Consider the following 21,772-nt stretch of genomic DNA (forward strand, 5'->3'; position numbering starts at 1 on the left):
CCACCTCGTCCGGGGGATTCCTGCTGGAGCCGCAGCATAATGTCACGATGACCGGCGGCGATTTTGCCAATAACCCGGCAGCCGAGCAGTTTATCGACAGCATGGTGAATAAGCATGGTTTTGACCGCCAGCAGCTGCATGAAATTCTCTCCCAGGCGAAGCGTCTGGATTACGTGCTGCGCCTGATGGATCGCCAGGCGCCGACCGTGCAGGTGCCGACCGGGCCGAACGGCGCATGGCTGCGCTACCGCAAACAGTTCATCACGCCGGATAACGTGCAAAATGGCGTGGTGTTCTGGAACGAACATCAGGATGCGCTGAACCGCGCCTGGCAGGTGTACGGCGTACCGCCGGAAATTATCGTCGGCATCATCGGCGTGGAAACCCGCTGGGGTCGCGTGATGGGGAAAACGCGTATTCTTGACGCGCTGGCAACGCTGTCGTTTAACTACCCGCGCCGCGCGGAGTATTTCTCCGGCGAGCTGGAGACATTCCTGCTGATGGCGCGCGATGAGCAGGACGACCCGCTCGATCTGAAAGGTTCCTTCGCCGGGGCGATGGGTTATGGGCAGTTTATGCCGTCGTCCTACAAGCAGTATGCGGTGGACTTCAACGGCGACGGTCACACCAACCTGTGGGATCCGGACGATGCTATCGGCAGCGTGGCGAACTACTTCAAACAGCATGGCTGGGTGAGCGGCGACCAGGTGGCGGTGAAGGCGATGGGCCAGGCGCCGGGGATGGAAAACGGCTTTAAAACCAACTACAGCGTGTCGCAACTGACCGCTGCGGGGCTGACGCCGACCCAACCGCTCGGCAACCATCAGCAGGCAAGCCTGCTGCGTCTGGACGTCGGCACCGGCTATGAATACTGGTACGGTCTGCCGAACTTCTACACCATCACCCGCTATAACCACAGCACCCACTACGCGATGGCGGTCTGGCAGTTGGGCCTGGCCGTCGCACAGGCGCGCGCTCAGTAATCATCCTCACGTATGAGTCCTGTTCTTCGGTATTCGCCGGGGGACAGGACGATTTTTCTGAAGACGCCGCGCAAATTCGTTCCCCGCTCCCCACCTTCTTTTAGAAAGTGCTATCTTGATGCCCATCTTTTTCTGGTCGCGAGGGATAACCATGACAGACAGTGAACTGATGCAGCTCAGCGAGCAGGTCGGCCTGGCGCTGAAGGCCCAGGGCGCGACGGTGACCGCCGCGGAGTCCTGCACCGGCGGTTGGATAGCCAAAACGATTACCGATATCGCCGGCAGCTCCGCGTGGTTTGAGCGTGGGTTCGTCACCTACAGCAATGAAGCGAAATCGCAGATGATCGGCGTGCGGGAAGAGACGCTGCTGAATCACGGCGCGGTAAGCGAACCGGTGGTTGTCGAAATGGCGATTGGCGCGCTGCGGGCGGCGCGGGCGACCTATGCGCTGTCGGTCAGCGGCATCGCTGGCCCGGATGGCGGCAGCGAGGCGAAGCCCGTCGGCACGGTGTGGTTTGGTCTTGCCTGCGCAAATGGGCAGGGCTTTACCCGCTGCGAGCGCTTCACGGGAGACCGCGGAGCGGTGCGCAGACAGGCCACGGCGTATGCACTGCAACTGCTGTGGCAACAATTTCTACAAAATGCTTGATACTGTATGACTATACAGTATAATTGCGTCAACAGAACAGTATTCACGCGGTAACACCCGGACAGGAGTAATAATGGCTATCGACGAAAACAAACAGAAAGCGTTGGCGGCAGCACTGGGCCAGATCGAAAAACAATTCGGTAAAGGCTCCATCATGCGCCTGGGTGAAGACCGCTCCATGGATGTGGAAACTATCTCCACCGGCTCGCTTTCACTGGATATCGCCCTGGGTGCTGGCGGTTTACCGATGGGCCGTATTGTTGAGATTTACGGGCCGGAGTCCTCCGGTAAAACCACGCTGACCCTGCAGGTGATTGCGGCGGCGCAACGTGAAGGCAAAACCTGTGCGTTTATCGACGCCGAACACGCGCTGGACCCGATTTATGCCCGCAAACTGGGTGTCGATATCGACAACCTGCTGTGCTCCCAGCCGGATACCGGCGAGCAGGCGCTGGAAATTTGTGACGCGCTGGCGCGTTCCGGCGCGGTCGACGTTATCGTCGTCGACTCCGTTGCGGCGCTGACGCCGAAAGCGGAAATCGAAGGCGAAATCGGCGACTCTCACATGGGCCTCGCGGCGCGTATGATGAGCCAGGCGATGCGTAAGCTGGCCGGTAACCTGAAGCAGTCCAACACGCTGCTGATCTTCATCAACCAGATTCGTATGAAAATCGGTGTTATGTTCGGTAACCCGGAAACCACCACCGGGGGCAATGCGCTCAAATTCTACGCTTCCGTGCGTCTGGATATTCGCCGTATCGGCGCGGTGAAAGAGGGTGAAAACGTCGTCGGTAGCGAAACCCGCGTGAAGGTCGTGAAAAACAAAATCGCGGCGCCGTTTAAACAGGCTGAATTCCAGATCCTCTACGGTGAAGGGATTAACTTCTTCGGCGAGCTGGTCGATCTCGGCGTGAAAGAGAAGCTGATTGAAAAAGCGGGCGCCTGGTATAGCTATAACGGCGATAAAATCGGTCAGGGTAAAGCGAACGCGATCAGCTGGCTGAAGGAAAACCCGGTTGCAGCAAAAGAGATTGAAAAGAAAGTGCGCGAACTGCTGCTCAACAATCAGGATCCGACGCCTGCGTTCACCGTTGACGATAATGACGTCGCGGAAACCAGCGAAGATTTCTGATAGAGTGTAGAAAGTGACGAAAAGGGCTGCGGATGCGGCCCTTTTGTTTTTGTCCCGTTGTCGATAAAGGCCCGCTATGACCGACAGTTCCTCCCCCCGCCGTTCCGCTTATGCGCGTTTGCTGGACAGGGCTATCCGCATTCTGGCGATGCGTGACCACAGCGAAAAAGAGCTGCGCCGTAAGCTGGTGGCGCCGGTGATGGGGAAAAACGGTCCGGAAGCGGTGGAAGCAACCCCGGAAGATATCGACAAGGTTATCCAGTGGTGCTTTGAAAGCCGCTATCTTGATGACGCGCGCTTCACTCGCCTGTTTATCGCCAGCCGCAGCCGCAAAGGCTATGGTCCGGCGCGTATCCGCCAGGAGCTCAATCAGAAAGGGATCGCGCGGCCGGATATCGAGCAGGCGATGTATGAATGCGAGATTGACTGGCAGGCGCTGGCGCGCGAGCAGGCGGAGCGGAAATTTGGCACGCCGTTGCCGACGGTTTTTGCGCAAAAAGTAAAGGTGCAGCGCTTTTTACTCAATCGCGGCTATCTGATGGAGGATATCCAGGCGCTTTTTACCGCCCGATAAGGATGATGCTTCATACGTCATCCATCACGAAACGCGACTATTTGGCGTATTTTTGCAGATAGAACCATCCTGGATTTTACTTCCCTCTAAAGAAAACTTATCTTATTCCCACTTTTTTCCGCCAGGTGGCCTGACTGTCTAAAAACTGTTCAATCGCGCCTGCAACAATCCGTTAGCTTGATTTCAGGATAATTATGAGCAAGAGCACCGCTGAGATCCGTCAGGCGTTTCTCGACTTTTTCCATAGCAAGGGACATCAGGTAGTTGCCAGCAGCTCCCTGGTGCCGAACAACGACCCGACCCTGCTGTTTACCAACGCCGGGATGAACCAGTTCAAAGACGTGTTCCTGGGTCTCGATAAACGTAATTATTCCCGCGCAACGACCGCGCAGCGCTGCGTGCGCGCGGGCGGTAAGCACAATGACCTGGAAAATGTCGGTTACACCGCGCGTCACCACACGTTCTTCGAAATGCTGGGTAACTTCAGCTTCGGCGACTACTTCAAACAGGATGCGATTAAATATGCCTGGGAATTGCTGACCGGGGAGAACTGGTTTGCACTGCCGAAAGAAAAGTTGTGGGTCACCGTCTATGAGACCGATGACGAAGCTTTCGACATCTGGGAGAACGAGGTCGGTATTCCGCGCGAGCGTATCATCCGCATCGGCGACAACAAAGGTGCGCCGTACGCCTCTGACAACTTCTGGCAGATGGGCGACACCGGTCCTTGCGGCCCGTGCACCGAGATTTTCTTCGATCATGGCGATCACATCTGGGGCGGACCTCCGGGCAGCCCGGAAGAGGACGGCGACCGCTATATCGAAATCTGGAACATCGTCTTCATGCAGTTTAACCGTCAGGTTGACGGCACCATGGAACCGCTGCCGAAGCCGTCCGTGGATACTGGCATGGGGCTTGAGCGTATCGCCGCGGTGTTGCAGCACGTTAACTCTAACTATGACATCGACCTGTTCCACGCGCTGATTCAGGCCGTGGCGAAAGTGACCGGCGCGACCGATCTGAGCAACAAGTCGCTGCGCGTGATTGCCGACCACATTCGCTCCTGCGCATTCCTGATTGCCGACGGCGTTATCCCGTCCAACGAAAACCGTGGCTACGTGCTGCGCCGCATCATTCGCCGCGCAATTCGTCATGGCAACATGCTGGGCGCGAAGGATACCTTCTTCTACAAGCTGGTTGGGCCGCTGGTTGAGGTGATGGGTTCCGCAGGCGACGACCTGAAACGCCAGCAGGCGCAGGTTGAGCAAATTCTGAAAACCGAAGAAGAGCAGTTCGCCCGTACGCTTGAGCGCGGCCTGGCGCTGCTGGACGAAGAACTGGCGAAACTGTCTGGCGATACGCTGGACGGCGAAACCGCCTTCCGTCTGTACGATACCTACGGTTTCCCGGTTGACCTGACGGCGGACGTTTGCCGTGAGCGCAATATCAAAGTTGACGAAGCGGGCTTCGAAGCGGCAATGGAAGAGCAGCGCCGCCGCGCGCGTGAGTCCAGCGGCTTTGGCGCTGACTATAACGCCATGATCCGCGTTGACGGCGCCTCTGAGTTTAAAGGCTACGACCATCTGGAACTGAACGGTAAAGTGACCGCGCTGTTCGTCGACGGTAAAGCGGTTAACAGCATTAACGCCGGTCAGGATGCGGTTGTCATTCTCGATCAGACGCCGTTCTACGCGGAATCTGGCGGTCAGGTTGGCGATAAAGGCGAGCTGAAAGGCGCAGGCTTTAGCTTTGCGGTCAGCGACACGCAGAAATATGGTCAGGCTATCGGGCATCTCGGCAAACTGAACAGCGGCAGCCTGAAAGTAGGCGATGCTGTACAGGCTGATGTTGACGATGTCCGCCGCGCGCGTATCCGTCTGAACCACTCAGCGACGCATCTGATGCACGCCGCGCTTCGCGATGTGCTGGGTACGCATGTGGGGCAGAAAGGGTCTCTGGTAAACGACAAAGCGCTGCGTTTCGACTTCTCCCATTTTGAAGCCATGAAGCCGGAAGAGATCCGTGCAGTGGAAGATCTGGTTAACGCACAGATCCGCCGCAACCTGCCGGTTGAAACCAATATCATGGAGCTGGAAGACGCGAAAGCGAAAGGCGCGATGGCGTTGTTCGGCGAGAAATATGACGAACGCGTACGCGTGCTGAGCATGGGCGACTTCTCCACCGAATTGTGCGGCGGTACGCATGCCTCGCGCACTGGCGATATCGGTCTGTTCCGCATTACCTCCGAATCCGGTACAGCGGCGGGCGTTCGTCGTATTGAAGCGGTAACGGGGGAGGGCGCTATCGCCAGCCTGCACGCTGAAAGCGATTTGCTGAGCGATGTCGCACAGTTGCTCAAAGGCGACAGCCACAACCTTGCGGATAAAGTTCGTACCGTGCTGGAGCGTACGCGCCAGCTGGAAAAAGAGCTGCAGCAGTTGAAAGAGCAGGCGGCAGCGCAGGAGAGCGCGAGCCTTTCCAGCAAAGCGGAAGACATTAACGGCGTTAAGCTGCTGGTGAGTGAACTTGCTGGCGTTGAGCCGAAGATGCTGCGTACCATGGTTGACGATCTCAAGAACCAGTTAGGTTCTACGGTTATCGTACTGGCCACGGTAGCAGAAGATAAGGTTTCTCTGATTGCGGGTGTCTCTAAGGATGTGACGGACCGCGTTAAAGCCGGAGAGCTGATTGGTATGGTCGCCCAGCAGGTGGGTGGTAAAGGGGGCGGACGTCCGGACATGGCGCAAGCCGGTGGTACTGACGCAGCGGCTCTTCCTGCAGCACTGGCCAGCGTAAAAGGTTGGGTTAGCGCAAAACTGTAATAACAATAATGCGACAGACGCCTTACGCTCCGGCGTTTTGGCGTCTCATTGTCGCAATACTGATAACGATAAAGTCAGGTTGAAATTGTGTAAATCGGCTAAACTTACGTTTAACAGAATGTGATGCCGTGACTGCTGACACGTTTACGTGTTTGTCATCGCTTACTTTTTGGCGTTATATGACGGATGATGCCGGGATACAGAGAGACCCGACTCTTTTAATCTTTCAAGGAGCAAAGAATGCTGATTCTGACTCGTCGAGTTGGTGAGACCCTCATGATTGGCGATGAGGTCACCGTGACAGTTTTAGGGGTGAAGGGCAACCAGGTGCGCATCGGCGTAAATGCCCCTAAAGAAGTCTCTGTCCATCGTGAAGAGATCTACCAGCGTATCCAGGCTGAAAAATCCCAGCAGTCCAGTTACTGATTTCTCTGCGTCTCACCCTACGGTGAGACGCAATCTTCCAGTATTCCCTCTGAGTTTCCCCTCTTTTCTTCACACACTCTTTCTTGGTTACGCCACAGATCCGTGTTGATTAATCGCTCTTTTTGCCGCTTTTGCAGGCTAATTGAACGTGAAGTGTGCAAACGATAAAAGTGCTGGAAAAATTGTTTGACTTATAAGTCCCAGAAAGTAATATGTGCGCCACGCAGCGACGATGAGCTTAAACAAGTTCTTCGAAGCACTCGTAAGAGGCGTGTGGTGAGGTGGCCGAGAGGCTGAAGGCGCTCCCCTGCTAAGGGAGTATGCGGTCAAAAGCTGCATCCGGGGTTCGAATCCCCGCCTCACCGCCATTTTGCATCCGTAGCTCAGCTGGATAGAGTACTCGGCTACGAACCGAGCGGTCGGAGGTTCGAATCCTCCCGGATGCACCATCTTACTCAGTGTTGTGGTTATTCAGTACGGCACTGAATCAGCGTAGTAAAGCAAGTTTTCCGATGCATCCGTAGCTCAGCTGGATAGAGTACTCGGCTACGAACCGAGCGGTCGGAGGTTCGAATCCTCCCGGATGCACCATCTTTTGCCTGGTGTGGTTTTAGTAACGACGCCAGATATCAGTAGTAAAGCAGTAATTCCGATGCATCCGTAGCTCAGCTGGATAGAGTACTCGGCTACGAACCGAGCGGTCGGAGGTTCGAATCCTCCCGGATGCACCATATTCTCCAGGATAACAGCGGCAAAAGCTGTATCATGGTCTGCGAGATAATCGCCGCACCAGGGAGGATAACGTTGCGTAAGCAACGGCCCGTAAGGGCGAGGCGCAGCCGAGTAATCCTCCCGGATGCACCATTACTTGTGACTAAAGCATTTCCCGATGCATCCGTAGCTCAGCTGGATAGAGTACTCGGCTACGAACCGAGCGGTCGGAGGTTCGAATCCTCCCGGATGCACCATTTTCTCCAGGATAACAGCGGCCAAAAGCTGTGTCATGGTCTGCGAGATAATCGCCGCACCAGGGAGAATAACGTTGCGTAAGCAACGGCCCGTAAGGGCGAGGCGCAGCCGAGTAATCCTCCCGGATGCACCATTTTCTCCAGAGCACTCTCCTCCGAATTTTACCTGACTTCTTTTGTTTTAAAAATGCGCTTAATCACCTGATTCCCATTGGCAATTTTCTCCTTTCAGGCTAGTTTATAGTAGTTATCATTCTGCATTCAGGTAGCAAGGAGAGAAATCCATGAAATGGTTCAAAGCTGTGTCTGCGTTTTGCGCAGCAACGATTATCGCGGTTTCGCTGGCGGGTTGTGCCGGCTCCTCAACGAAGGAAAGCACCGGCGGCTATATCGACGACACTGTGGTTACCACAAAAGTGAAATCGGCGCTGTTCAGCGATAAAGACATCAAATCCTCTGAGATTAGCGTTGTGACCTTTAAAGGCCGCGTGCAACTGAGCGGTTTTGTTACTTCTCAGGCGGTTGCTAACCGTGCTGTTGAGATTACCCGTGGTGTAACCGGGGTGCGCGTCGTTGAGAACGACATGCAGGTTAAATAGCGCAATACAGATTTTCTTCCCCTAAAGGCACCGGATGGTGCCTTTATTGTTTGTGCCATGGGCGGCGACAACTTCCCCTCTTTTACGCTAAAGTAGCGTTCCTTTACCCGGATTGTGAGGACACGATGTACGAACGTTACGCAGGGCTGATTTTCGACATGGATGGCACTATCCTGGATACCGAACCGACCCATCAGCAGGCCTGGCGCGAGGTGCTTGGCCGCTACGACATGCGTTTCGATGAACAGGCGATGGTTGCGCTGAACGGGGCGCCCACCTGGCGGATCGCGCAGGCGATTATTGAGCAACATCACGCCTCCCTCGACCCGTACGCACTGGCGCGAGAAAAAACCGATGCAGTGAAAGCCATGTTGATGGATACCGTCCGTCCGCTGCCGCTGATTGATGTCGTCAAAGCATGGCACGGTCGACGTCCGATGGCGGTCGGTACCGGCAGCGAAAGCGCCATCGCCGAGGCGTTGTTGACGCATCTGGGGTTACGGCGTTATTTTTCTGCCGTTGTGGCGGCGGATCATGTCAAAAATCATAAACCTGCACCTGATACCTTTTTGCTGTGCGCCTCGCGGATGGGGGTTGAACCCGGTCGGTGCGTGGTGTTTGAAGACGCAGATTTTGGCCTGCAGGCGGCAAAAAGCGCAGGAATGGACGCTGTGGACGTGCGTCTGCTGTGAGTGACGCGTTATCGCTGTTCTCGCTGTTTGCCAGCAGCTTTCTGAGTGCGACGCTGCTGCCCGGCAATTCTGAGGTTGTCCTGATCGGCATGCTGCTGGCGAAGGTCAGCGATCCCTGGCTGCTCGTGTTAATAGCAACAATGGGTAATAGCCTTGGAGGGGCAACTAACGTTATTCTTGGACGTTTGTTTCCGCTGCGTGAGAAATCACGCTGGCAAGATAAAGCGGTGGGGTGGCTCAGGCGCTATGGCGCCGCCACGCTGCTACTGAGCTGGATGCCGGTCATTGGCGATCTGCTCTGCCTGCTGGCGGGATGGATGCGCATTTCCTGGGGACCGGTACTTTTTTTCTTATGCCTTGGCAAGGCGCTGCGTTACGTGGTTATCGCGGCCGCAACGCTTCAGGGTATGACGTGGTGGCACTAATTGGACTGATTGTGACCTTTAATCGTCAACCATTACAATTATGCTTAATAGAATGATTTCGACAGGCGGGAGGTCAATTTGATCCCGGACGTATCACAGGCGCTGGCCTGGCTGGAAAAACATCCTCAGGCGATTAAGGGGATCCAGCGCGGGCTTGAGCGCGAAACGCTGCGTGTCAATGCAGATGGCACACTGGCAACGACAGGACATCCACAGGCGCTCGGTTCGGCGCTGACGCATAAGTGGATCACCACCGATTTTGCGGAAGCGCTGCTGGAGTTTATCACTCCGGTGGAAGGCAATATCGATCATATGCTGACCTTCATGCGCGATGTGCATCGCTACACCGCGCGTAAGTTGGGCGATGAGCGCATGTGGCCGTTGAGTATGCCGTGCTACATTGCCCCGGGTCAGGATATTGAGCTGGCGCAGTACGGGACGTCCAATGCAGGGCGGTTGAAAACGCTGTACCGCGAAGGGCTGAAAAACCGCTATGGCGCGCTGATGCAGACCATCTCCGGCGTGCACTATAACTTCTCGCTGCCGATGGCGTTCTGGCAGGCGAAGTGCGGCATTAATGATGCTGAGAGCGGCAAAGAGGTGATTTCCGCTGGCTATTTCCGCCTTATTCGCAACTATTACCGTTTTGGCTGGGTGATCCCCTACCTGTTTGGCGCTTCTCCGGCCATCTGTTCCTCGTTCCTGCAAGGGAAGCCGACGACGCTGCCGTTTGAGAAAACCGACTGCGGGATGTATTACCTGCCGTACGCGACGTCGTTGCGCCTGAGCGATTTGGGTTATACCAATAAATCGCAAAGTAATCTCGGAATTACGTTTAACGATCTGCACGGCTACGTAGCAGGATTGAAGCGGGCGATTAAAACGCCGTCTGAAGAGTACGCCAGAATTGGCCTGCAGAAAGACGGCAAGCACCTGCAAATCAACAGCAACATTCTGCAGATTGAAAACGAGCTGTACGCGCCAATTCGTCCGAAACGCGTGACCCGCAGCGGCGAAACGCCGTCGGATGCGCTGCTGCGCGGCGGCATTGAGTACATTGAAGTCCGTTCGCTGGACATCAACCCGTTCTCGCCGATTGGCGTTGACGAGCAGCAGGTGCGTTTCCTGGATCTGTTCATGGTCTGGTGCGTGCTGGCGGATGCCCCGGAGATGAGCAGCGACGAACTCCTGTGCACCCGTACGAACTGGAATCGTGTGATCCTTGAAGGTCGTAAGCCAGGGCTGACGTTAGGTATTGGCTGTGAGACCGCGCAGTTCCCGCTGCCGAAGGTAGGCAAAGACCTGTTCCGCGATCTCAAGCGCGTCGCGCAGACGCTGGATAGCATCGATGGCGGTTTGCAGTATCAAAAAGTGTGCGATGAGCTGGTGGCGTGCTTTGATGACCCTGAATTAACGTTCTCGGCGCGCATTTTGCGTTCTATGATTGATAGAGGCATTGGCGGCACCGGTAATGCGTTGGGCGAGGCGTATCGGACGCTGCTGCGGGAAGAACCGCTGGAGATTCTGAGCGAAGCGGATTTTGACGCAGAGCGGGAAGCCTCGGTGACGCGTCAGCGTGAAATCGAAGCGGCGGATACCGAGCCGTTTTCCGCGTTGGTTGCACGCTTTGCGTGACAGAAAAGAAAAAGGCCACATCACTGTGGCCAAACATTTCATCTCTGAAGACAGGGATGATGATAACAAATGCGCGTCTTTCATATACTCAGACTCGCCCCGTACGAAAGAGTTCAATTTTTTTTAAAAAAATCACTATCGGAGGTGACGAATGCCGTTATTAGATAGTTTCACGGTCGACCATACCCGAATGGAAGCACCTGCAGTCCGTGTGGCGAAGACCATGCACACCCCGCACGGCGATGCGATCACCGTATTTGACCTGCGTTTTTGCGTACCTAATAAAGAAGTGATGCCGGAACGCGGTATTCACACCCTTGAGCACCTGTTCGCGGGCTTTATGCGCAACCACCTTAACGGCAACGGTGTAGAGATTATCGATATTTCGCCAATGGGCTGCCGTACCGGTTTTTACATGAGCCTGATTGGCACGCCGGATGAAACCCGTGTGGCCGAGGCCTGGAAAGCGGCGATGGCCGATGTGCTGAAGGTGAAGGACCAGAGTCAGATCCCTGAGCTGAACGTCTACCAGTGTGGGACTTATACCATGCACTCGCTGGAAGAAGCGCAGGAGATTGCTCACCACATTATCGATCGCGGCGTGCGTGTAAACAGCAATGAAGAGCTGGCGCTGCCGAAAGAAAAGCTGCAGGAACTGCACATCTAGTCGCGTCTGTGGATATAAAAAAGCCAGTTCCTGTGAACTGGCTTTTTGCTTTCTAGTGCGCACCACCGCCACCGCCGCCCGCGCCGAACGGGGGTTTGGCGAACCAGACAAGACCCAAAAGAATGATAAAGATCCCCGCCGACATCCAGAAGATCTCGTTAGCGGACATGATCAGCCCCTGGCCGGTAATCTGCTGCGCAATCCAGCCGGAAGCCTGCTGCTGCGTCATCCCCATCGACTGCAACTGATCGTACATCTGCTGCGCGTTGCTATTGAACGGCGTCACCGACTCGGTAAGTTGCGCATGGTGCATCGCTTCGCGGTTGGTCCACATGGTGGTGGTTATCGATGTACCAATAGACCCCGCCAGCGTACGGGTAAAGTTTGACAGGCTCGATGCCGCCGCCAGCCGCTCCGGCGGCAGGCCTGACAGCGTGATGGTGGTGAGCGGCATAAAGAAGCAGGCAACCGCAAAGCCCTGAATAAACTGCGGCCACGCTGACGCGCCGAAGTCCATTCCCGGTTCAAACGTATAGGCGCGCCAGTAGAAGCACACGGCATACATAATAAAGCTGAAGGTGACCAACCGTCGCATATCGAGTTTATGGGCGAAACGACCGATGATGGGCGACAGGATGACCGGAATCACCCCAACCGGCGCTGATGCCAGCCCGGCCCAGGTGGCCGTGTAACCATAAACCTCCTGCAGCAGTTGCGGCAACAGCACAATAGCACCGAAGTAAAGCATGTAGGCCAGGCTGATGCACAGACAGCCGATGGTAAAGTTTCGCGACTTAAACAGAGACAGGTCGACTATCGGATTATCGTCGGTCAGCTCCCAGACGATCAGGAAGCTGATGGCAACCACCGCCACGACCGCCAGCACCACCACTTCCGTGGAGTTAAACCAGTCCAGCTCTTTACCCCGGTCGAGCATGATCTGCAGGCTGCCGATGCCGAGAACCAGCAGCGCCAGGCCGATGGCGTCAATACGCCGGTGCTCGGTGCGGGTTTCGCGCCCGCGCAGGCTTTGCAGCGTCATCAGCACGACCACAGCGCCGATCGGCACGTTAATGAAGAAAATCCAGCCCCAGTGATAGTTGTCGCTGATATACCCGCCGAGGATAGGACCGCAGATAGGCGCTACGATCACCGTCATCGACCACAGGGCCAACGCGACGGAGCGCTTCGCCGGAGGGTAGTTGTTCAACAACAGGCTCTGGGATAGCGGGATCAGCGGTCCGGCGACGATACCCTGGATCACGCGGAAGAAGATAAGCATCGTCAGGCTGTTGGAGACGCCGCACGCCCAGGAGGCGATCACAAACGCGATCGTCGACCAGAGAAAGAGCTTCACTTCGCCGACGCGTTTGGCGAGCCAGCCAGTAATCGGGATCGAAATGGCGTTCGCCACGCCGAACGAGGTAATCACCCAGGTTCCCTGGCTCAGCGAGGAGCCAAGGTTACCGGCGATCGTCGGGATAGCCACGTTAGCGATGGTGGAGTCCAGCACCTGCATAAACGTCGCCAGCGACAGTGCGATGGTCATGATGACCAGTTGCGCGCCTTCCAGTGGTTTCTGCGGTTGTTGCTGTTGCATTACGCTCACCCCGGATTAGTTCGCGTTCGCCTGGACGATGTCATTAATCAGTTTATTCACCGGATCAAGGCTGATTTCGCGGGCATTACTTTCGTAAACCGGACTGCTGCGTACCTGACTTGCCAACATCTGACCGCCGCGGTTGGAGGTATCTACCTCAACCAGGGTGGACAGACCAATACGCAGCGGATGCTCCGCCAGCTGTTTGGCATCCAGTTCAATACGTACCGGCAAACGCTGGACCACTTTGATCCAGTTACCGGTTGCGTTCTGCGCCGGAAGCAGGGAGAACGCGCTGCCTGTACCCATGTCAAGGCCGACGACTTTACCCGTGTACTTCACGCTGTCGCCGTAGATGTCGCTGGTGATGGTGGCTGGCTGGCCGATACGCATATGCGCCAGCTGCGTTTCTTTAAAGTTAGCATCGACCCACAGGTCTGACGCCGGAACCACGGCCATCAGCGGGGTTGTTGGGCTGATTTGTGCACCAGGCTGCACCGCGCGACGGGACACGTAGCCGGTCATCGGGCTGACGATTTTGGTTCGTTCCAGCGCCAGCCAGGCGTTGCGCACTTCGGTGGCGGCCTGTTGCACCGCAGGTTGCTCTTCCAGCTTCGTGGCCAGCACCATCGCCTGGTTGGCGTTGTATTGCTGGATAGCCACGTCCAGTTCCGCCTGTGCGCTGGCAACGGCGTCGCGAGCGTGTTGCAGCTCTTCACGGCCAATCAGGTTGGCGGTGCCGAGCGGGATACGACGGTTCAGGTCGGTCTGCGCCTGCGAGAGCGCGGTTTTCTTGACGTCGATATTCGCCTGCAGCTGTTTGCTGTTGATCATCAACTGGCGCGTCTGACGGACGCTGGAGGCCAGTTGTGTCTTCGCTTTCTCAAACGTCTGTTTGGTGTCGGTGGGATCAAGGCTGACGAGAACATCGCCTTTTTGCACAAAGTCAGTGTTATCAGCCCAGACTTTCGTCACGCTGCCTGACACCTGTGCCATGATTTGCACCTGATTCCCTGCTACGTACGCGTCATCGGTCTCTTCATAATGACGCAGTACCAAAAACCAATAAATCCCATATGCCACGGCAATAAGAATAAAGAGCAAGGACAGCAGCAGAAGGGCGCCTTTGCGTTTACCCTTCTTATTCGCTGGTTGCTGCGGGGGTTGAGTCTCCGCATTCGCGCTCATGTTTTTCTCCACGATCTTATTTTTTCTCATCGGCTGAGCCGACCTGTTCGCCAGAAAGGCCAGCAGTTTTTCGCTGCTGGCCTGCCGGTCTTCGTTATGTAATCAGGATATTGAGCGAGTATGGCGCTTAGCGCAGCGCCTCTAAAACAGCACCATCTTCATCCATCCTGTCAAGACGGGTGAGAAGCTTGCGGGTGATGTGCTCAAGTTGATCTTTTTCTTCCGCAGTCAGCGATGACCAGAGTTGATGCAGACAGTTATGCTGCGGCGGCAGAACCTCGCGCAAAAATTGATGGCCTTTATCGGTTAACTGCAGATGCAGGCAACGGCGATCGTTATCGCTTTCGCGACGCTCTATCCAACCGCGCTTTTCAAGTTCATCAGCGATGCGTGTGGCGTTAGTCCGCGACGACCCCAGCGCACAGCTCAGCTCTGACGGCTGAATGCTATGGTTTTCCTGAGACTCCAGCGTGATTAACGCCATAAATAATGTCTCGTTAATCCCTTGAGCTTTCAGCATTTTATTGCGATTTTCCAGCAGCTTACCCTGCATGTGCATGCACAGGCGGGTCAGAAGAATTTCCTGGTACGGGAAATCCTCATGGCGGCTGGCGCGAAATTTTAGCATTTGTTCAATGGGCGTAAACGAACTATCCATTTGGGCATGACCTCATTAATTTCAGCCGATATAGTAACGACAGTGACAAATAAAGTAAATGAATTAATTAACCTAAACTATGCGTTTGGGTAATTGATCCAGCACGGAATTTGTCTGGCGGAAAAGGGTGGAATCAACGGCTATCAGCGCCTTCATCACGGTGTAGAAATTATTTCCCTGTGAAACAGTCACCCTGATAACCAGTTGATATAACCTTAACAGACTCAAGGTAGTCTTAACACCCTGGTCGCCTAATGAGGCCGCCGTCAGGTGGCAATTCAGGCTGCCGCCTCCTGACGGTGGAAGCCCCGCCACCAAACCAGCAGGTTCAGCGCCGCCATCGTCATGCCCGCCAGGCATACGCCGGACCAACCGGCATGTTGCCAGGCGGATGCCGACAGTAGCGAGCCCGCCGCGCCGCCAATAAAGTAGCTGGTCATGTAGCCCGCCGTCAGGCGGTTACGCGCCTGTGGCTGCATCCGATAAATGACCGTCTGGTTGGTGATATGTACCCCCTGTACCGTCAGGTCCAGCACCAAAATGCCGACGATAAGGGCGATAACCGAGCTCTGCCCGTACCAGATGGCGCCCCAGGAGAGCAGCAACAGCAGCAGACCGCTGGTGGTGGTGAGATGCGATTTGCCCTTATCCGCCAGCCCGCCCGCCGGACGCGCGCCCAACGCCCCCGCCGCGCCTGCCAGACCGAACAGGCCGATAACCCCTTCGGAAAAGTGGAACGGCGCACCGGCCAGCAGAAAAGCCATCGACGTCCAGAGAATACTGAAGTTGGCGAAGGTCAGACAGCCGAGCAGGGCACGGGTGCGTAGCAGGCGGTCATGGATAAACAGGCTGAACACCGAACCTAACAGCTGCGGGTAATTCAGATGGGTTTCCTGTTTCACCGTCGGCAGACCGCGCCACAGCGCCAGTGCCATCAATGCCATCAGCGCCGACGCCAGCCAGTAAACCGTCCGCCAACCGCCAAGGTCGGCGAGTAACCCCGCCGCTGTACGAGCAAGCAGGATCCCCAGCAACAGCCCGCTCATGATGGTGCCGACCACTTTGCCGCGTTTGTCCGGCGTGGCGAGGGTCGCGGCCAGCGGCACCAGGATTTGCGCCACCACGGAGAAGAGCCCCGTCAGCGCGGTACCGAGGATCATCACGCCGAGCGACTGGCTGCTGGCGGTGATCAGCATGCCGCCTGCGGCCAGCAGCGTCATGAAGACAATCAGCGCGCGGCGTTCAAACATGTCGCCGAGCGGTACCAGAAACAGCAGGCCTGCGGCGTAGCCGAGTTGAGCGGCGGTCACGATGAACCCCGCCTGTCCGGCACTCAGGGAAAAGGCGCGTGCGATGGTATCGAGCAGCGGTTGGGCATAGTAATTGCTGGCGACGGCAAGGCCTGTCGCAACGGACATCAGCAGTATCAGCGACGGGCTAAGCCCATGAGAAGTTTTCGTCATTGTCTTCAGGGATCGTTTATCAGGTGATTATGTTTTTGGATATTTATCATAACGAAGGTTTTTGAAGGGGGTTGATTTGTCGCGTGTTGGTTTGTGCGGTTAAGGCGGGGGGAACCCTCTCCCGGACGGGAAAGGGTGTTGTCAGGCCGGTTATTTCTGGGCCGTCAGCGCCTGCTGGATCCAGCCGTCAAACAGCTGTTGATGCGCGCCGATCCAGCCGTCAACATGGCCCTGGATATCCGCTTGCGAGGCGCGACCTTCATGCATCATGGCGTTTTGGGCGTTGATATCGGCAATCGGCAACTTCATCAGTGAAAACAGCTTCGCCGCTGCCGGGTTTTTCTCCGCCCAGGCTTTATTGGCCACAATATGCATCGTGTTGACCGGGAAGCCGTAGTTGGCGCCGTTCGGCAGTTTGGTATCGATATCCTTCTGTTCGCCAGGCATGGAGGAGAACGGCACCTGCAGCCAGACCACATCCTTGCCCGGCTTCAGCACGTCGCTTACCCAGTACGGCGTCCAGGTGTAGTACAGCACCGGCTTACCTTCTTTATAACGGGTGATGGTATCGGCCATCATCGCGGCGTAGTTGCCCTGATTGTGCACCACGGTGTTGCTCAGGCCGTAGGCGTCTATCTGGTGGTTAATGACTGCTTCACAACCCCAGCCGGGCGTACAGCCGGTGAGATCCGCTTTACCATCGCCGTTGGTGTCGAACAGTCTGGCGATTTTCGGATCCTTGAGCTGATCGATTTTGGTGATGTGGTACTGCTCGGCGGTTTTCTTATCGATGAGGTAACCCTGCGCCGCGCCGGTGACGAAATCACCCTCGCGATAAAACTTTTTATCACCGCCCGCAGCGGCATACATGTCGTCATGCAGCGGCTGCCAGTTCACGGCGGTAAAAGTGGCATCGCCAGAGGCAATTGAGGTGTAGCCGACGTTGTAATCCACTTCGCTCGGCGCCTTAACCGTATAGCCCAGCTTTTCAAGCGCGCGGCTGACCAGCAGGGTCTGGAAGGTCTCTTCGGAGATGGTGCTTTGCACCGGCTGGACGGTAATGCCTTTTCCGGGTAGCTCAGCAGCGATGCCGCTTGCAGAGACAAGGGCGGCAAACGCGGTAGCAATAATGAGGTGATGTCGCATCGTTGTTCCTTCTTTTCAGGTGGGACGTTGTAGACCCGGCAGCGGCCGCCACCGGGGAGAACTACATCGTTACTGGGTGAAAGGGCGCGTAAGCAACCCGACAGGGCCGGTGGTGTACCAGCGACGATTTCCTTTGCTGCGGGAATCGCGGCCCACTGCCTGGGTGAGGCGATCGAGAATAATCGCCAGTATGACAATGCCGACGCCGCCGATAGTGGCCAGGCCCATATCGAGACGACCAATGCCGCGCAGCACCATCTGACCCAAACCGCCGACGGCAATCATTGAGGCGATCACGACCATGGAGAGCGCCAGCATCAGCGTCTGGTTTACCCCGGCCATAATGGTCGGCATCGCCAGCGGAAGTTGTACTTTGAACAGCATCTGGCGCGGGCTGGCGCCAAATGAGCGCGAGGCCTCGATAAGGTCCGCTGGCACCTGGTTAATTCCGAGAATGGTCAGGCGTACGATGGGCGGCAGGGCAAAGATAATGGTGACCACCACCCCCGGCACGTTGCCGATACCAAACAGCATCACGATAGGCACCAGATAAACAAACGCTGGCGTGGTCTGCATCGCATCAAGCAGCGGGCGGATAATTTTCGCGGCCCGCGGGCTTCTGGCAAGCCAGATGCCGAGCGGCAAGCCGATGACCACGCAGAACAGCAGGGCGGTCAGCACCAGCGCCAGCGTCACCATCGCCTGCGACCATGCGCCGATGGCGCCGATGAGAATGAGCGACACCAGCGTGGCGACCCCCATTCCGGCGCTGCCGATTTGCCAGGCGATCAGCGCAAACAGCACGATCGCGACGGGCGCAGGCATGCCGAGCAGCAGTTGCTGAAAGGCGCTGAGAATGTAATCCACCGGCACGCGGATCCCCTGGAATAGCGGGCGAAAATGCATAACCATCCAGTCGATGCCGTGGGTGACCCAACTGTCGAGCGGGATCAGCGTTTTATGGAACGGGTCCATAATATTGAAGTGTTCGGCCTGCGGCGCAGGCGCGCTGTTGAGCCAGTCGGCGCCGCCGTGGGTTGTCGGCGCTGCTGTCGGCGTGCCCCAGGCGTCTGCGGTTTGCGCGGCGTTGTCCGCCGCCGGTGTGGTTGCCCACGGATTAGATTGATCAGCCATTGGTTGCCCCCTCGCGATCTAAAGCTTGCAGCAGCATTCGTTTTGAAATGATGCCGACGTATTGTTGTTCTTCATCGGTCACCGGTACTGCGCACGGCGCCTGACCAACATGAGAGAGCAACTCGCTTAGCGGCGTTTGGGCATCGACGGCCTGCGGCGCGTCGAGCAGGGCCGTATCAATACCCTGACCGGCAGCCAGCGCCGTTTTCAGGGAATCGATAGACACCGTACCCACAAACTTATTTCCACGCTCAATCACATAACCAAATTCCCGGTCCTCATCCTGCAGCAGTTTGAGGGCCGAGCGCGGGCCAAATCCCGGCGTTTTTCGAATAAGCCCCACTGGCGTACGCCGTGCAATATCTTTGGCACTGAACACCTGGCTAATATCCACGCCGCGGAAGAAGGTCCGGACATAATCATTCGCCGGATTATTGAGAATTTCATCCGGGGTACCGACCTGAATCACCTCGCCATTTTGCATAATGGCGATACGGTCGCCAATGCGCATGGCTTCGTCGAGATCGTGGGAAATAAACACAATGGTGCGCTGATGTTTGGCCTGCAGCTTTACCAGTTCATCTTGCATCTCGCTACGAATTAAGGGATCGAGCGCCGAGAAGGCTTCATCCATTAATAATATATCCGGATTAATGGCTAAGGCGCGGGCGAGGCCAACGCGCTGACGCATCCCCCCGGAAAGCTCATCAGGGTAGGCGTGCGCATAATTACCCAGCCCCACCTGCTGTAGCGCATCAAGGGCTTTTTCCTGGCGTTCTTGAGACGGTACTCCCGCTAATTCCATACCGAAGGCGGTATTATCCAGTACGGTCATATGCGGCATCAGGGCGAATGACTGAAAGACCATCGCAATCTTTTTTCTGCGCACCTCGCGAAGTTCAGTCTCTGATATTTTGGCGATATCTACACCGTCAATCAGGACCTGTCCGCGGGTAGGTTCAATCAGGCGATTGAGAAGGCGTACCAGGGTTGATTTACCCGAACCGGATAATCCCATGATGACAAATATCTCGCCTTCTTCAATGGCCAGACTGGCGTTTTTGACGCCAATTGATAAGCCCGTTTTCTCCAGAATTTGCTCTTTGGATAAGCCTTTATCGATATATTTGAAGGCGCGCTGCGGATGCTCGCCAAATACTTTATATAAATTTTTGATTTCTAATTTAATTGACATGCAATAGAAGATTTCCTGTTGATTATTTATGTCGATATAATACCTGATGAGAATAATTGACTGGCTATACCCTAACATACTCAGATTCTGAGACAACCCTCAATGTCCTGACGTTGTGTGAATGTGCAATGGCGTATTAAGGCGTTATCCCCCGTGATATAAGGGCTGAGAGCAATTGCGTGCAAGTTGATATTTTTTTGTCAATGCGCAGGAATTGAACGGGAACTGGGAGGATTCGCATGAATATGTCACGTAAATGACGATGCAAATCTTTTTTGTTTATTTTTGTGATGAGGCTCTCTCCCGGGGGAATTATCCGGGAGAGGTTCCGGGTGATATTCGCCTGGACATAGCGATTTTAACATCCCAATCTTTGTCGTGGGTATCGACCGTTTTTCCCATCACTATGCGATCCGGGAAATGTTCCAGATAGCGTTTGCCGTCGGCAATGACGGCGCGAATCCGCGGGCGTTAAAAGAATGCCCCTGCAAACCGAAGCCTGCAGGGGGGGGACGCGTATTTATTATCTTCACTGACAGTAACAGTATTGGGGATCATTTCGCATTTCGCCAATATTCACCGGTATCTCGCTTGAAAATGTCTGATGTAAATCACGACCCAATGGCTGCTTTATGGATTTTTCTGAAAGCGGCGTTAATGCTGAATACGGTAAGGTGGCGTGGCAGTAAAAGATAACGAGGAATGATTATGTATTTACGACCCGATGAGGTGGCGCGCGTTCTTGAGAAATCTGGCTTTACGATGGATGCCGTAACGCAAAAAACGTATGGTTATCGGCGTGGCGACAACTATGTTTATGTCAATCGCGAAGCGCGTATGGGCAGGACGGCGCTTATCATTCATCCGGCGTTAAAAGAGCGCAGTTTTTCGCTGGCGGAACCCGCCTCAGATATCAAAACCTGCGATCACTACCTGCAGTTTCCGCTTTATTTAGGCGGTGATGCGCAGGAGCATTACGGTATTCCACACGGGTTCAGTTCGCGGGTGGCGCTGGAACGTTTTCTGGATGGGTTGTTCGGCGACGGGCAATAAGTTGACGACTGGCATCACGCCAGTCGTCAGTATTCAGGCGTACTGACTGACCCGGAAAAGGCGGCGGCAGTAATCGAGAAAATAGCCGTAGACGGCGCCCATCATCATTGAAACCACGATGTTCGAACTTACCGCAGCGGCAATCTGTTGCCAGTCTGCGCCCACCGACAGCAGGATCACGACGTAAACTGGCGACTGGAAGGTGACATAAGCCAGCACATCAGCCAGATTCTTCATCCCTTTCGACGGACTGAGGCGGCGGGCATAGCGTATGACCCAGTCGCGATACAAACCGTACGGCCATGCAATGAGTATGTTGACCGGGATTGCGACCAGACGCGAAGAAAGCGACTGCTCAAAGCTCATCCCGGAGAGAAAAACTTCAATCAGCATGTTCACGACGGAACAGTAAACCACCATGGCGAACGTGTCGGCTACCGCATGACGCAGGCGTGACTGCGCAGAGAACATTGGTCTGATCCTCGAAAAGAGTGGCGAAGTATCGGTTAAAATCGTGGTTAATCAGAGCAATGGTTTGCCTGATTTTCTGTATATAGATTATCCATCTACAATAAAACTAACAACTAGTGAAACATTTTTATTTAATGGCTTTTTGTCTATAAAATACTCTGCCGTTGATTGTTTTTTGTTCGCGGCGCTATAATTGTTGTCATTGGTTATTTTATGATTATAAATCAATAAATTAGTGTTAATTCGTTTTTCGTGAACGGAAGGGGCAGTGTTTACTGAGGCGCGGCCTTGC

At 55.4% G+C, this 21,772-nt stretch carries 20 protein-coding genes and 5 tRNA genes; 17 read left to right on the forward strand and 8 right to left on the reverse strand.

What is annotated here, in order from left to right; all coding sequences use genetic code 11:
* From mltB to luxS, 16 genes are all read left to right on the forward strand, one after another.
* The coding region (mltB, locus tag JO226_RS17690) for a lytic murein transglycosylase B (protein ID WP_293607504.1) at window positions 1-983 on the forward strand (983 nt) is incomplete at its 5' end.
* A 151-nt stretch (window positions 984-1,134) separates the two neighbouring features.
* Window positions 1,135-1,632 (forward strand): nicotinamide-nucleotide amidase, encoded by a 498-nt coding sequence (gene pncC, locus JO226_RS17695; protein WP_293607506.1) that lies wholly within the window; start codon window positions 1,135-1,137, stop codon window positions 1,630-1,632.
* A 73-nt stretch (window positions 1,633-1,705) separates the two neighbouring features.
* Window positions 1,706-2,764, forward strand: coding sequence for a recombinase RecA (gene recA / locus JO226_RS17700; RefSeq protein ID WP_293607508.1), 1,059 nt, complete (start codon window positions 1,706-1,708; stop codon window positions 2,762-2,764).
* A 76-nt stretch (window positions 2,765-2,840) separates the two neighbouring features.
* On the forward strand, window positions 2,841-3,338 hold the full coding sequence (gene recX, locus JO226_RS17705; protein WP_293607510.1) for a recombination regulator RecX: 498 nt from the start codon (window positions 2,841-2,843) through the stop codon (window positions 3,336-3,338).
* A gap of 194 nt (window positions 3,339-3,532) precedes the next feature.
* Window positions 3,533-6,160, forward strand: coding sequence for an alanine--tRNA ligase (gene alaS, locus JO226_RS17710; protein ID WP_293607512.1), 2,628 nt, complete (start codon window positions 3,533-3,535; stop codon window positions 6,158-6,160).
* Window positions 6,161-6,400: 240 nt separating this feature from the next.
* Window positions 6,401-6,586 (forward strand): carbon storage regulator CsrA, encoded by a 186-nt coding sequence (gene csrA, locus JO226_RS17715; protein WP_000906486.1) that lies wholly within the window; start codon window positions 6,401-6,403, stop codon window positions 6,584-6,586.
* Between the two features lie 275 nt (window positions 6,587-6,861).
* A tRNA-Ser gene (locus JO226_RS17720) sits at window positions 6,862-6,954 on the forward strand.
* 4 nt (window positions 6,955-6,958) lie between these two features.
* Window positions 6,959-7,035 (forward strand) — tRNA-Arg (locus JO226_RS17725).
* 65 nt (window positions 7,036-7,100) lie between these two features.
* Window positions 7,101-7,177: transfer RNA gene (locus tag JO226_RS17730), tRNA-Arg, on the forward strand.
* A 63-nt stretch (window positions 7,178-7,240) separates the two neighbouring features.
* A tRNA-Arg gene (locus JO226_RS17735) sits at window positions 7,241-7,317 on the forward strand.
* Between the two features lie 160 nt (window positions 7,318-7,477).
* Window positions 7,478-7,554, forward strand: a tRNA-Arg gene (locus tag JO226_RS17740).
* A 284-nt stretch (window positions 7,555-7,838) separates the two neighbouring features.
* Entirely contained in the window at window positions 7,839-8,153 is a 315-nt protein-coding gene (locus JO226_RS17745) for a BON domain-containing protein (protein ID WP_293640609.1), read from the forward strand.
* A gap of 125 nt (window positions 8,154-8,278) precedes the next feature.
* Window positions 8,279-8,845 (forward strand): fructose-1-phosphate/6-phosphogluconate phosphatase, encoded by a 567-nt coding sequence (gene yqaB / locus JO226_RS17750; protein WP_293640611.1) that lies wholly within the window; start codon window positions 8,279-8,281, stop codon window positions 8,843-8,845.
* Complete coding sequence (locus JO226_RS17755; RefSeq protein WP_293640613.1) at window positions 8,842-9,270, forward strand: YqaA family protein; 429 nt, start codon at window positions 8,842-8,844, stop codon at window positions 9,268-9,270. Before yqaB ends, JO226_RS17755 begins: the two co-directional genes overlap by 4 nt.
* Window positions 9,271-9,348: 78 nt before the next feature.
* Complete coding sequence (gshA, locus tag JO226_RS17760) at window positions 9,349-10,905, forward strand: glutamate--cysteine ligase (protein ID WP_293640615.1); 1,557 nt, start codon at window positions 9,349-9,351, stop codon at window positions 10,903-10,905.
* Between the two features lie 151 nt (window positions 10,906-11,056).
* Complete coding sequence (gene luxS, locus JO226_RS17765) at window positions 11,057-11,572, forward strand: S-ribosylhomocysteine lyase (RefSeq protein WP_013365059.1); 516 nt, start codon at window positions 11,057-11,059, stop codon at window positions 11,570-11,572.
* A gap of 52 nt (window positions 11,573-11,624) precedes the next feature.
* Here luxS and emrB read toward each other — a convergent pair whose 3' ends face one another.
* The 7 genes from emrB to proV form a co-directional block, all read right to left on the reverse strand.
* On the reverse strand, window positions 11,625-13,172 hold the full coding sequence (gene emrB, locus JO226_RS17770) for a multidrug efflux MFS transporter permease subunit EmrB (protein WP_293640620.1): 1,548 nt from the start codon (window positions 13,170-13,172) through the stop codon (window positions 11,625-11,627).
* A 15-nt stretch (window positions 13,173-13,187) separates the two neighbouring features.
* The gene (gene emrA / locus JO226_RS17775; protein ID WP_293640623.1) at window positions 13,188-14,360 is read right to left on the reverse strand and encodes a multidrug efflux MFS transporter periplasmic adaptor subunit EmrA; all 1,173 of its coding nucleotides are present in this window, start codon (window positions 14,358-14,360) and stop codon (window positions 13,188-13,190) included.
* A 127-nt stretch (window positions 14,361-14,487) separates the two neighbouring features.
* Window positions 14,488-15,018, reverse strand: a complete 531-nt coding sequence (gene mprA / locus JO226_RS17780) for a transcriptional repressor MprA (RefSeq protein WP_293640626.1) — start codon at window positions 15,016-15,018, stop codon at window positions 14,488-14,490.
* Window positions 15,019-15,296: 278 nt separating this feature from the next.
* Complete coding sequence (locus JO226_RS17785) at window positions 15,297-16,481, reverse strand: MFS transporter (RefSeq protein ID WP_293640629.1); 1,185 nt, start codon at window positions 16,479-16,481, stop codon at window positions 15,297-15,299.
* 150 nt (window positions 16,482-16,631) lie between these two features.
* On the reverse strand, window positions 16,632-17,627 hold the full coding sequence (gene proX / locus JO226_RS17790; RefSeq protein WP_293640632.1) for a glycine betaine/L-proline ABC transporter substrate-binding protein ProX: 996 nt from the start codon (window positions 17,625-17,627) through the stop codon (window positions 16,632-16,634).
* Window positions 17,628-17,696: 69 nt separating this feature from the next.
* Window positions 17,697-18,761 (reverse strand): glycine betaine/L-proline ABC transporter permease ProW, encoded by a 1,065-nt coding sequence (gene proW, locus JO226_RS17795; protein ID WP_293640635.1) that lies wholly within the window; start codon window positions 18,759-18,761, stop codon window positions 17,697-17,699.
* Complete coding sequence (proV, locus tag JO226_RS17800; protein ID WP_293640638.1) at window positions 18,754-19,956, reverse strand: glycine betaine/L-proline ABC transporter ATP-binding protein ProV; 1,203 nt, start codon at window positions 19,954-19,956, stop codon at window positions 18,754-18,756. The genes proW and proV overlap by 8 nt, the downstream gene beginning before the upstream one ends.
* 708 nt (window positions 19,957-20,664) lie before the next feature.
* Here proV and JO226_RS17805 point away from each other — a divergent pair.
* A complete protein-coding gene (locus tag JO226_RS17805) occupies window positions 20,665-21,009 on the forward strand; it encodes a DUF2002 family protein (protein ID WP_293640640.1) in 345 nt (114 codons plus the stop codon).
* Window positions 21,010-21,042: 33 nt separating this feature from the next.
* Here JO226_RS17805 and alaE read toward each other — a convergent pair whose 3' ends face one another.
* Window positions 21,043-21,480 carry an L-alanine exporter AlaE gene (gene alaE / locus JO226_RS17810; protein ID WP_293640643.1) on the reverse strand — a complete coding sequence of 146 codons (438 nt, stop codon included), beginning with the start codon at window positions 21,478-21,480 and terminating at the stop codon, window positions 21,043-21,045.
* Window positions 21,481-21,772: the final 292 nt, after the last annotated feature.

Source organism: Pluralibacter sp. (genome assembly GCF_019237635.1).
Lineage (GTDB): Bacteria > Pseudomonadota > Gammaproteobacteria > Enterobacterales > Enterobacteriaceae > Enterobacter_B.